Source organism: Psychromonas ossibalaenae ATCC BAA-1528, from assembly GCF_000381745.1.
Taxonomy (GTDB): domain Bacteria; phylum Pseudomonadota; class Gammaproteobacteria; order Enterobacterales; family Psychromonadaceae; genus Psychromonas; species Psychromonas ossibalaenae.
Genome location: NZ_KB907008.1, coordinates 1 through 12719 on the forward strand (window position 1 = coordinate 1; position 12719 = coordinate 12719).

Here is a 12719-nt window from a genome sequence, read left to right on the forward strand (position 1 = left end):
GACAGCGATTCGCTGCGCGTCACTAAGCTGCTGCAGACAGATGAACGTTTTGTGCTTTCCGGCAGCAAAGTAACCTACAACCCGGCAGGTTTTATCGGGGTTGATTCCGCCACCTATGTGGTGGAAAATGAACGCGGCGGCTACGGTTTGGGATTAATAATGGTTAATGTGGCGGATGCTAATCCTCCCGTGCCTAATAATCCGCCGACAGCGAAGGGCTACACTCAAACAACCGACAGCGATACATCGGTGTCGTTGGATTTGAGTGCTTTGAAGCTTATCGGGGATGCCGACAACGACCCGCTTCGCGTGACGCTGCATAGCGGCGGCGGCCGCGCCAAGGTTTCCGGTCATGTCATCACTTATACTCCCAACGGGTTCATCGGCAGCGATGAAGTTGTCTACCAGGTCAGTGACGGCCGCGGGGGAAATGCGGTTGCAACAATTGTGTATACCGTTTCAGATGCGGCGCCGGTTAATACGCCGCCGACGGCAGATCCTCATAGCATTAACCTGACACTTAAGGAAGTGCTGTCTCAGCCTGTGCGCACCATTGATATCACCCCGCTGGTAAGTGATGCTGATGGCGATACACTCACTGTGACGAATGTCTATGCCGGGGTTAACCCCGTGAGCATTGATGGCCCATTATCGGTTAAGTACACTGCGTCGGCCTCGGTAGAGATAGATCAGTTCACTTATGTGGTCAGTGATGGTCGGGGCGGTTTTGCGCTGAGTGCCATTACCGTGCACATCAGCAATGCGGCACCGGAGGCGCGGCCTGCGGCGCTAAGTATTGACCCGTACGACTCAAGCACACCGTCATTGTCTATCAACATGGCAGATTACACTTCAGACCCTGACGGAGATGCGTTGACGCTCACTCAGATCGGCAGTGTGGCGTCTCCTGCGACGCTGACGCAAAGCGGACTGATACTGACCTACACCCCTAACGGCGCTTTGCGTACAGAGAATATCAGCTATACCGTCAGTGACGGGCAAAAGAGTGCCAGTAATGTCATCAGCATCATTTCAGCCTCGAAAAGTGCGTTACAGGCCAATGACATTGCCCTGCCTGCAATGGATATGGATGCCGCCACGCAAGTAGTTGATGTATCAGCTTATGTCAACAGCAAAGCCGGCAGGCCGCTGGTTATCAGTAAGGTGTTTGGTGCAGGGCTGGGCAGCGTTACAGCGGATGCCGGCACCCTGACCTTTACCTATACGCCGAATAACATCAGCTACGGTGAGGACACCTTCTATTACGAAGTAACGGATAATGAAGGGCGTTATGCTGCAGCGCGGGTAACGGTCTCACTTAATGAGCCGGCCAGCCCGGTTATTACCGACCTGCAGCTGAATTACGGCCCGGTGGTGACGGCCGTCATGACCTGCAGTAATTGCGACACCAGTAGAACGGCTTACCAGTTTAATATAGCAGGAGTACTGGTAGGCACTAACAGCAATAGTTATCCATTAGCAGGGAACGATAAAGAGCATAACATCGGTGTTTTGGTGACGGCAAAAAACCAATACTGCACCGCACAAAATAGCGGCGTGTCAGGGGGAAATGCCTGCAGGACCACCCAGAGTGAAATGGTGATAAAGCCGGCCTATGTGCAGGACATTTACAGCACTAATAGAGCCTTCGCAGCTGTTAAGTCTGACGGCTCTGTGGTGACCTGGGGACGGGAAGAGCATGGCGGCGACAGCAGCGAGGTGCATAGCGAGCTTAGCAATGTGCAGCACATTTATGGCACTGCGAAGGCCTTCGCCGCTGTTAAGGCTGACGGCTCTGTGGTGACCTGGGGACATCCAAACAATGGCGGCAACAGCAACCCGGTGCAGACTGAACTTAGCAATGTGCTGCGCATTGTCAGCACTGACACTGCCTTCGCCGCTGTTAAGGCTGACGGCTCTGTGGTGACCTGGGGGGATGCAGACTATGGCGGCGACAGCCCTGAGCTTACCGATGTGCAGGACATTTACAGTAATGACTGGGCCTTCGCCGCTGTTAAGACTGACGGCTCTGTGGTGGCCTGGGGGGATGCAGAAAAAGGTGGCAGCATCAGCAAAGAAGTGCAGGACAAGCTTACCGATGTGCAGCGCATTGTCAGCAATGACGATGCCTTCGCCGCTGTTAAGGCTGACGGCTCTGTGGTGGCCTGGGGGGATCCAGAAAAAGGCGGCAGCATCAGCAAAGAAGTGCAGGACAAGCTTACTAATGTGCAGCGCATTGTCAGCAATAAGAGTGCCTTTGCCGCTGTTAAGGCAGACGGCTCTGTGGTGACCTGGGGGGATGCAGTCTATGGCGGCAACAGCAGCGCGGTGCAGAGCGATCTTCGCAATGTGCAGCGCATTTCCGCCACTTATAATTCCTTCGCTGCTGTTAGGGCTGACGGCTCTGTGGTGACCTGGGGGGGGTCAGACTTTGGCGGCGACAGCGACGCAGTGCAGGCCCTGCTTACTGATGTGCAGCGCGTTTATGGCACTGGCTTTGCCTTCGCAGCTGTTAAGGCTGACGGCTCTGTGCTGACCTGGGGGCAGTCTTTCGGTGGTGGCGACAGCAGCCAAGTGGAGGACAAGCTTAAAGCTGGAGTGGTGAGCATTTCCAGCAATGACTATGTCTTCGCCGCTGTTAAGGCTGACGGCTCTGTGGTGACCTGGGGGCATCGAGGCTATGGCGGCGACAGCAGCGCGGTGCAGAGCGATCTTAGCAATGTACAGCGCATATATACCACTATTAGTGCCGTCGCCGCTGTTAAGGCTGACGGCTCTGTGGTGGCCTGGGGGGATGCAAACTATGGCGGCGACAGCAGCGCGGTGCAGGAAGAGTTCATCTCAACAACAGAAATATACAAAAACTTAGACGTTAATTAATCCAAAGCTCCGCCGGTAAATATTTGTCTGGCGGGGCACTTCTTCACTTTACCTCTGCCCGGAATAAAATTTCAATTCAATTGAACTAGGGCCTGATTTTCAACTTTAAGACCATGCTTTGGTGCCGTTTTTAGCCAGCCCTTCTTCATCGCTAAGTCTGAAAATGAAACATAATCAAAAAATTTCCTTACCCGGCCCATTAACAAAATGTTACAAAACGTGACTTGCGTCACAAAAGCGCTGACGTATACTCCATTTTTTGATTTGCCGGGAGACACGATGAGATACTTTATAATAATAGCTTTCCTACTGCTGAGCGTATGCGGCGGAACGGCATCACAAATAGAGCAGAAGTCCCCCCACCCGGGACTAAGTATCAGTAATATTCAAGTCAGCTATGCGCCGCAGGGTTGTATCACTCCTGCCGTCAGCGGACAGCTGGGCAATATAAATTATGCACTGGCAGATGGTGCACTTAATGACGTTGTGCGAATCAATCCGCAGACACAAAGTCTGACCATATTAAATGCCGGCACAACTCAGCTGATCGTGACTGACAGCGGTAACGACCTGTACAAACCGGCCCGCAGTACATTGACTGTCACCGTCAGCAAAGCACAGCCTCAGCCCCTGACCAGTAGCGATCTGGCTTATGCATATGCAGAAGGAATTATTCATCAGGTTAAGATCAGCGGCGCTAAAGGACAGTTAAATTATGCACTGAGTCCGGGTTATGCCGATGATGTTGTCAAAATAGGCAGTGCAGGTTCACTGCTGATCTGGCAGACAGGAGAAACGCAGATCACGGTTAAAGACGACGGCGGACGTAATTTCCTGCCTGCAGAAACTCAGTTTAAAATAACCATAAATCAAGCAGAATCTGAACCGGCACTGTATACAGATATCAGCCACAAAGCCTGGTGGTACGGCAGAGGCTGATAATAATCAAAGATGGATAGACTTCACTGTAGAATAACAGATAGTTTAACAGTATCCTCCGATGATCCGCCGGGGCTTTTTTGTCAAAATCAACAACACGGATAAAATCTATATCATTGACAATTTTTCCCTGCCGTTTTCACAATTTTTCTTCTCTATTCTTTGATTATCAGTACAATGCTGACAAACATGCGAATAGGAATCATTCCCACCTTGAAAAATAATAACAACGAAAATATTAACTGGCATTGGTTAGTCAACCAGGCAAAACAGTATAAAACCCGTCTGCTCTGGGCAAATATCATTGCTCTTATTGCCACCACAATCAGTGTACCGATCCCATTATTAATGCCGTTAATGGTTGACGAAATACTGCTTAAGAACCCGGCAGCAGGTGTTAATTTTATTAATCATTTTTTACCTGAGCAGCTGCAGCAGCCGGCTAATTATATTGTGATTATCTTTCTGTGTGTGATTGTGATGCGTACGCTCAGCCAGCTGCTGAATATTCTGCAGAGCCGTCAATTTACCCTGGTTTCTAAAACCATTACCTGCACGATCCGCACTAAAATGATCGATAAATTAGGACGGATCAGTATCCGTCAGTATGAAACCCGCGGCAGCGGCGGCATTAACTCGCATATCGTCACGGATATTGAAACCATAGATAAATTTATCGGTACCACTTTAAGCCGTTTTATTGTCAGTTTATTAACAATTATTGGTACTGCGGCCATTTTATTGTGGATAGATTTATATTTAGGTCTATTTATTTTATTAGTTAACCCCTTTGTGGTGTACTTTTCACGTAAGTTAGGCGCACGGGTAAAAAATCTAAAAAAGAAAGAGAATCAAGCATTTGAAAAGTTTCAAAACCGCTTAATCGAAATCTTAGACGGCATTTATCAACTGCGTGCTTCGAATCGTGAAAAGGACTTTTTAAACGAGCTTAAAGAGCAAGCCGATGATATTCGCAGCAGTGCAGATAAATACGCCTGGCAGAGTGAAGCGGCCAGCCGCAGTTCATTCTTATTATTCCTGTTAGGTTTTGAATTGTTCCGGGCTGCGGCCATGCTGATGGTATTATTCAGTGATTTAAGTATCGGAGAAATCTTTGCCGTATTCGGCTACCTGTGGTTTATGTTATCGCCGGTACAGGAGCTGTTAAGCATGCAGTTCTCCTGGTACAGCGCCTCTGCCGCTATTAAACGCGTTAACACCCTGCTGCAGGTGGAGGAGGAACAGCGCCCGCCAAGTAAAGTAAACCCGTTTATTAACAGCCGGGCAGCCGAAGTCTGCATACGTAATATTAACTTTTCCTACGATAATGAAAATCGAGTATTAAATAATTTATCATTAACCATTCCTGCCGGTAAAAAAATTGCGCTGGTCGGCTCCAGCGGAGGAGGCAAGTCCACTCTGATCCAGCTCCTGCTCGGTGTTTATCAGCACAGCAGCGGGGAAATTTTATTTAACGGTGAAAAAAGCACGGATATTGGTTTTGATATTATCCGCGATAACATATCTGTGGTACTGCAGCAGCCGGTATTATTCAATGATACATTGCGTCATAACCTGGCGCTTGGCGCTGATTACACGGATCAGCAGTTATGGAAAGCGCTGCAGGTGGCACAGCTTGATGATGTAATGGCACAGCTCAGCGAAGGTTTAGACACCCAGCTCGGACGTCAAGGTATTCGTCTCTCCGGCGGACAGCGTCAGCGTGTTGCTATCGCACGTATGGTTTTAAGCGATCCGAAATTTGTTATCTTAGATGAAGCCACCTCGGCACTGGATACCGCCACAGAAAGCGCCCTTCACCATGCACTTAATACTTTCTTAAACGGACGAACCACACTGATTGTCGCGCACCGCTTATCAGCGGTAAAACAAGCCGATATTATTTATGTTTTAGAAGACGGACAGATAACCCAGTCTGGGAAACATACTGATTTAGTAAAAACAGAGGGTCTCTACCAGACTCTCTACGGAACAATTCAGGCGGCATAGTAATATCATCTCCGATAAGAAAGCCCTTAATATATGGGCTTTCTAGACAATCAGCAGGCGTACAGAAAAGCAGCTCGACAGCTGTTAAAATAAAAAGTTTCCTTTTTTGATGAAAATGATAGTAATTATCATTCGCATTAAATATACTGCACGGCATCACTAATCAATGACGCTTAAGGAAATAAGATGTCGGCTAAAAAAAGTATATTATGCACAGCAGTCTTAATGGCTTTATCAACTAACAGTTACGCGGCGCAGGTAAGTACATTTGATGAAGTCGTTGTTTCAGCAACTCGTACCGAACAGAGTATTAACGATGTTTCCAGTTCCATCAGCACCGTTTCAGCTGAAACTATCGATAAAACCATGGCCGGCGATCTGAAGGAAGCGCTGCAGTATACTCCGGGTGTTAATGTTAACGGCTCCGGACGTTTCGGCATGTCCGGCATCAATATTCGCGGCATGGATGACAGCCGGGTAAAAATGATGGTTGACGGTGTATCGCTGCCTGCACCTTATAATCCAGGCTCTAATGAGCAGCGTAAATACCCGAGTACCATCGAAGTAGATACACTGCAGGCTATCGAAGTAAATAAAGGCCCTTCTTCGAGCTTATACGGCTCAGATGCACTTGGCGGTGCAGTTTTAATGCGCACTAAAAACCCGGAAGATCTGTTAAAAACAGAGGGTAATGAGCATGCTTTTTCAGTAAAAACCGGTTATGACAGCGTAGACAGCAGCAGTAAAACGACTGCTTCTTGGGCAATGCGAGAAGATAAATTAGAAACACTGCTGATGCTGACCTACAAAAACGGTGATGAATATCAGACTCATAGTGACGGTGCAGATATTATTGGCGAAGAGCGCGGCGCGGCAGATCCTGCAGAGCAGGAAATAGGCAATGTACTGGCAAAATCCTTTTACCAGCTTAATCAGCAGCATCGTTTGGGTTTAACCTTTGAATATTATCAGCAGAAATATAATGAAGATGAACTGTCTAACGAAGGTGCTTCAATCATGTCTGGTAATACACCGCTGATCACCTACACGGACAATTACAACGAAGATACCACTACACGACTGCGTGTCGGTTTTGAGCATCAGTGGCAGGCAGATAATCAACTGTTTGATTCTTTAGACTGGAAAATTAACCTGCAGCAGACTGAATCCTTGTCAAAAAATTACGATACCTCCACCGGTATGATGGGCAGCGGCAAACGTCTGCGCGAACGCGGGGCCGAAGATAACTCCATTCAGTTTGATGCACAGTTTGATAAATTAATTGAGGCTTCAAACAGTTATCACCAGATAACCTACGGTGCTAGTTTCCTGAATAATCAATTCAGCACAAGCAATGTTGACTACAAATACGACCTGGGCACCGTGGCTCCCGGCCATACCGATATGCCCGACGCGACACTGCAGCAGTGGGGAGTCTTTGTACAGGATCAGGCATTCCTCTTAGAAGAAAGGCTGGTTCTCACAGCCGGTTTACGTTATGACTCCTTTGAGGCGTCGCCGGAAACCAATGATGGTTTCAGCACAGAATATCCCGACAGTAAAAGTGATGCATTTACTGCTAAATTAGGCTCAGTTTACCACTTCAGCGAAAGCTTCAGCGGTTTTGCGCAGATCAGTCAGGGCTTTAAAGCGCCAACTATCTATGATCTTTATTACTTCTATGACAGCGGTGCCGTCATTGATCCTAATCCAGACCTTAAACCTGAATCGAGCATTGCTTACGAAACGGGCATACGTGCACACTCTGATGCAGCACGAGTGGAGTTAGCAGTATTCTACAATGACTACACAGATTTCATTGCTCAGAAATACCTGGGAAAAACTATAGATAACGGTCAGGAAAAAGACCATTATACTAAAGAAAATATCGGCAGTGCTGAGATTTACGGTGTGGAATTCAGCTCAACGGTGCTGCTGGATAAAGCATTTAATGCGCCGCAGGGTACCTACAGCAAATTCAGCGCGACTTATACCGAAGGTTACAATAAAGACACAGATCAGGCGCTGGACAGCGTTGCTCCGTTAACAGCTAATCTAGGGTTTGGTTATGATGCGCCTAACGGCAAAGGCGGCGCCTTATTAAATATTAATATGGTTGCCGGTAAAGACGACTGGTCAGAGCCTAATATTCAGTCTGTTGCAGGTTATACAGTGGTTGATTTAACCGCTTATTACCGACCGCATCAAGATGTCACTATCCGTGGCGGACTGTTTAACGCCTTTGATAAGCAGTACTGGTTATATGATGATGTCAGCGGTGTTGAAAACGGTGATTCAGGTGTAGACCGTAAAGCACAGGCAGGCCGTAACTGGGGAGTAAATGCTTCCTGGGATTTCTAATCCTCTGAATTGAAGATTAACCCGTTGAAATAATAAGTTATTTAATCAGAAGCCCTGAGTCTAAACAGATTCGGGGCTTTTTTGTTTGCTTTTTCATACTCGAACGGAACAAGCAACTGCTTAGCGGATTTGATTATTGGTTGGCTTTCGCCTGTAGCGCCTGGTTGAACTTTCATTGCTGGTAGTTGACTAGACGATGAGAAACCGAAACGTAGTTTCGCAGTTCGAGGGAGTCATGTTCTTTCAACAGCAAAGGAGAAGTAAGCAAGGGAATGCCGTTCCTAACGTTTTTTATTCTAATCCGCCTAATAACTTCTTAACGCACTGGCTTGGACAGCAAATACTTTGTGGTTCAGATCTTGTTTTAATGTAAATAAAAGCTGCTCACAAGGTCATTTTTACGCAATTGCATATAATATACATCTCATATAAAACAATAAAATATAAAACCACAACCTGTTGCACTCAATTTTTTATGCTTGACATTCCTGAGCACAAAACAATACAGCCATTCGACTCCCTGTCCGAAAGGGCATAGCCCAACGTTCACGCATGACGCGTAACCAATTGAATTTACGTACATATGTTATTATACCAGGTATAAATCATCAAGGAACAGCGATCTTCCTGAGAGCGAGTATTTTATGCTCTAGCCCACCCCCAACCTCATATAGGTAATTAATTGAGAAGTGTAAAGACATAGATTTTATGTTTTATATACGATTTTAATGTGCTTTAATGTCCACACTTATTTATCGAGACGAAATAAGATTTACGGAATCAGGTGTCCTTATAAAGGCAACTGCAAATAAACACGGATTTTAAGGATATATGTTATGAAAAAAATATTAATTACTACGGCATTAGTTACTACTCTATTTTCTGCAGGTGTTTTTGCAGATGGGGACTTAGAAGTTAAGAAAAACGGAGTTAATGCTTTAGCAACAATATCGCAGCTGAATACGTCTAATATTCGCCCCCCTTTTGATACAGACAGCTCAGTCTCTCCCATATGTGTTGAATTATGCCGAGTATCAAGTCCGCCGAGCTGTGAATGCAATAATTCAGGGACCAATCCTTGGCAATAGCCATAATTGTTCCGCTAAAAAAAGCCCCGGTGCATCGGGGCCTAATTACATATTTTACGGTATTATTTTCTAATATTAGCCATGTGCCAGCTGATACTCTTTTCCCCAGTCACATAATAAATCTAAAGCTGGATTTAATTTTTCTGCCAGCTCAGTAGCGCTGTATTCAACACGCAGCGGGATCTCTGCATAAACCGTTTATCCTGCTCTAAAGCACTAAGCTGATAAAGGATAATCACCTTCCATTTACCGCCTATTTTATCAATCGCAGTAGATACTAGGCAACAGCTAAAAGCTGCACCTGTCTTAGATCCTTTTTGTAAGTTATTTTTTCTCTGTAACCGCACTGAAACTGTTATTAGGCACCTTTAGGGAACTAGCTAATACCATTAATCACACTAATTATGTAATCTAATATGGGATTCATAGGGAGTGATCTGAACCAGCAGTTTCAGACACCTCGTTAAGCGAGTAAAATCACTTAACGAGATAAATAATGAAAAATATCAAGTACACCGAAGAGTTTAAGGAGCAGGCTCTTAAGCTAGCTGAAAGAACATCTGTTCCAGAAGCTGCCCGACAACTCAATCTACATGCTTCTCAAATATACGGCTGGCGTAAGAACTTAAGGAAGGACTCTGCCAGTGTGCGTGAGGCTGACCTTGCTGCCGAAAATGCTCGTCTGAAGCGCCTCCTCGCCGAGCAAGCGGAGGAACTTGAAATAGTAAAAAAAGCCGCCACCTACTTCGCAAAGCACCTAAAGTAGCAAGCTTTGAATTCATGCAAGAGCATCTTGAACAGTTCTCAGTAATAAGAATGGCCAAGGTTCTTGCTGTATCGCGGAGTGGGTTTTATTACTGGCTAAAGCATCATCATAAAAGCAGTGAACGCGATAGAGCGCGTACGCAGCGGGATATAGCGGTCAAAAAGGCGTTCGAAGCGAGCAAAGGCCGTGATGGTGCAAGACGTATTCAGGTAGAGCTAGCAGAGCAAGGAAACAAGCATAACCTCAAAACGATCACTGGTAGTATGAAAAGACAGAGCCTGGTTGCAAAAGCCACGCGTAGATTTAAAGTCACAACAGATAGTAATCATTCCTTACCTGTTGCGCCTAACCTATTGGAACGAAATTTTACTGCTAACGCACCGAATCAGAAGTGGGCAGGTGATATCACCTACTTGATGATAAGTGAGGGTTGGCTTTATCTTGCTGTAATTATTGATTTGTATTCACGACAGGTAGTCGGCTGGTCGATGGATAGCCGTATGACAGCAAACTTAGTCGGGGATGCATTGAAGATGTCACTATCCGTGGCGGACTGTTTAACGCCCTTGATAAGCAGTACTGGTTATATGATGATATCAGCGGTGTTGAAAACGGTGATTCAGGTGTAGACCGTAAAGCACAGGCAGGCCGTAATTGGGGTGTCAATGTCGCCTGGGATTTCTAAGTCCTTAATTGAATTAAGGCCTGTCGGATTAGAGCTAATTTGAACACAAGGCCCTGAGTCTAAACAGACTTGGGGCTTTTTTATGTTCTGATTTTTCTTCATTCCCATGCAGGGTATGAAAACGAGGTAAAATCACCTAGTGAATTTGCTTATTTTCTAGCTAATGGATTAACTTTCTTTGTTAGAGTTTCGCCCTGACAGCAACTTTACTGCTCTTTCAACAGTAAGAGAGAAGTAAGCAAGAGGATGCCATTACGAACGTTTTTCATTCTAATCCGCTCAATAATTTCTAATGCACCAGCTTGGACAGCATAGCTCGTTTTCCAGTTATAAAATCGATGAGATGCGGCATAAGCTGCACCGCTTACCTTTGACTTTTATATACGCCACATCCATTCGCCACGAAGTATATGCAGCATACTCAAGATGCGACAGACTCCTTTAGCAGGTGATTATTAAGTTGATTATCTAGCGAATAACGGCCAGCTCCTTGTATAAGCAAAGAAACCGATGCAAACAGTAGAATTAGTGCAAATTCATAACCATTGTCGGCAAGGAAAAGACCATTTTCCCAATGTACGGTCATTGCGACAAGCATAGTAAAGGCCGCCACTGCAGCTGCAGGTCGTGTTAACAATCCGAAGATTAGTGCAATCCCACCAAAAAACTCACCACTACCCGCCAATAAAGCCATTAACATACCAGGTTCAAAACCAACACTTGCCATCCATTGACCTGTTCCTTTCAAGCCATAGCCACCAAACCACCCGAACAGCTTTTGAGCACCGTGAGCGATTAAAATAATCCCTAAAGGAATACGAAGGATCAATGGTGCAATACTCGTCGTAGTGTTTAATAAATATTTAATATTTTTAAAATTAATCATTATTGCCCTATTTTAATTAACTTACCCCCGGTAAAACCGAAGGCTTATTTGGTAACGCTCTCAAATAGCTGCAGTAAGTGCCTAGGGCACACTACATTTGAAGCTTTAATTAATATTGATGTCCATCATTTTTCTTGGTGCCAAATATAATCAAGAGCCATATTTTTATCTAAGCCAACTGCCGATACAAAATGACCTTGATGCTAAAAATAAGAAATGCCCCCAATTGACGGAACACAAAACTTGATTTCTTAAGTGTCCCTCTGTTATGTAGGGAACCTTTCTATTGCAAACTCAATAACCACCATTTAAGTACTAATCAACTGTTTTCCTAGTACGTTTAAAATTTTTGATAGTAAGATATCAAACAAGAAAGGGCCGTTGAAACAACCCTTTAATACCAATTCCACTAATTAGATGATCTATTTAGGCGTAAGAAAAATGAATGAAAGCAAGGCATTGATTGCAGTAACTAGTTGTTCTAATTATAAAATCAATAACGAAGCTAGCATTCATTTTAACAAGCGTAAATGAATAGATAATTAATGGATTTGGTATAAGCACCATTTAAAGCAAAAACAAACCGTTATCATCTCTATTAATATCGATGAGCACATCAACAGTCTGCTCATTACTGCACATGAAAAATGCAATAGAAGCTATTAAATTAACGGTGAACGTTAAGTTTTTCTTGATATTTATATTCAATACCAACAACTGGTTGATATTCAATAACACTAGGAACAGTTGATAATTCATTTACCGTAACAAACGTATCATTGATAATGATATTTTGGTTTTCCATGGAAAAACGAGATACACCCAGTGTTTCTCGCAGCTCTTTTTTTGACATTGCATTAAGATCGCTAACTAACTCATGCCCAGCCTGAAAAGCGGCATCTTTACTGCTAATAGATTGCCCAAGCAGCATTTTATTACTGGTAGCAAACGTGGGAGCCGCAAATACATTGATACTGAAAACAGATGTTAGTAAGCTAGCAAGCAATAACTTTTTCATATTATAAATCCTTTGAGTTATGGGTTAGGTGAACAACATTTCTTAATAACAATAACGTAATAAAATCAGTAGTATTAGAGGATAAT

General features: G+C 44.8%; 8 protein-coding genes and 1 pseudogene. 6 read left to right on the forward strand and 3 right to left on the reverse strand.

Annotated features, from left to right (window positions below; all coding sequences use genetic code 11):
• From G327_RS26190 to G327_RS0117300, 5 genes are all read left to right on the forward strand, one after another.
• Positions 1–2880, forward strand: a 2880-nt coding sequence (locus tag G327_RS26190; protein WP_019616060.1) for an Ig-like domain-containing protein, incomplete at its 5' end; no start/stop codon positions are given.
• Between the two features lie 279 nt (positions 2881–3159).
• Complete coding sequence (locus G327_RS0117285; RefSeq protein ID WP_019616062.1) at positions 3160–3819, forward strand: hypothetical protein; 660 nt, start codon at positions 3160–3162, stop codon at positions 3817–3819.
• Positions 3820–4008: 189 nt separating this feature from the next.
• Positions 4009–5829 (forward strand): ABC transporter ATP-binding protein, encoded by a 1821-nt coding sequence (locus tag G327_RS0117290; RefSeq protein ID WP_033298550.1) that lies wholly within the window; start codon positions 4009–4011, stop codon positions 5827–5829.
• 186 nt (positions 5830–6015) lie between these two features.
• Positions 6016–8190, forward strand: coding sequence for a TonB-dependent hemoglobin/transferrin/lactoferrin family receptor (locus tag G327_RS0117295; RefSeq protein WP_019616064.1), 2175 nt, complete (start codon positions 6016–6018; stop codon positions 8188–8190).
• A gap of 836 nt (positions 8191–9026) precedes the next feature.
• Positions 9027–9278, forward strand: coding sequence for a hypothetical protein (locus G327_RS0117300; RefSeq protein ID WP_019616065.1), 252 nt, complete (start codon positions 9027–9029; stop codon positions 9276–9278).
• A 75-nt stretch (positions 9279–9353) separates the two neighbouring features.
• Here the strand turns inward: G327_RS0117300 and G327_RS27665 are convergent, their stop codons facing one another.
• Entirely contained in the window at positions 9354–9461 is a 108-nt protein-coding gene (locus G327_RS27665) for a winged helix-turn-helix transcriptional regulator (RefSeq protein WP_425413795.1), read from the reverse strand.
• A 313-nt stretch (positions 9462–9774) separates the two neighbouring features.
• Between G327_RS27665 and G327_RS27400 the strand changes: the two are divergent.
• A pseudogene (locus G327_RS27400) lies at positions 9775–10586 on the forward strand (IS3 family transposase); the annotation flags it as partial.
• Between the two features lie 564 nt (positions 10587–11150).
• Here the strand turns inward: G327_RS27400 and G327_RS0117320 are convergent.
• Positions 11151–11615: a DoxX family protein gene (locus tag G327_RS0117320; RefSeq protein WP_019616069.1), complete on the reverse strand. Its 465-nt coding sequence runs from the start codon at positions 11613–11615 to the stop codon at positions 11151–11153.
• Between the two features lie 667 nt (positions 11616–12282).
• Positions 12283–12633, reverse strand: a complete 351-nt coding sequence (locus G327_RS0117325) for a DUF3316 domain-containing protein (protein WP_019616070.1) — start codon at positions 12631–12633, stop codon at positions 12283–12285.
• Positions 12634–12719 lie beyond the last annotated feature (86 nt).

Coding starts and splice junctions, on each gene's coding strand:
- G327_RS0117290 (WP_033298550.1), top strand. CDS start 4,009: ATGCGAATAGGAATCATTCCCACCTTGAAAAATAATAACAACGAAAAT.
- G327_RS0117300 (WP_019616065.1), top strand. CDS start 9,027: ATGAAAAAAATATTAATTACTACGGCATTAGTTACTACTCTATTTTCT.
- G327_RS0117320 (WP_019616069.1), bottom strand. CDS start 11,615: ATGATTAATTTTAAAAATATTAAATATTTATTAAACACTACGACGAGT.
- G327_RS0117295 (WP_019616064.1), top strand. CDS start 6,016: ATGTCGGCTAAAAAAAGTATATTATGCACAGCAGTCTTAATGGCTTTA.
- G327_RS0117325 (WP_019616070.1), bottom strand. CDS start 12,633: ATGAAAAAGTTATTGCTTGCTAGCTTACTAACATCTGTTTTCAGTATC.
- G327_RS0117285 (WP_019616062.1), top strand. CDS start 3,160: ATGAGATACTTTATAATAATAGCTTTCCTACTGCTGAGCGTATGCGGC.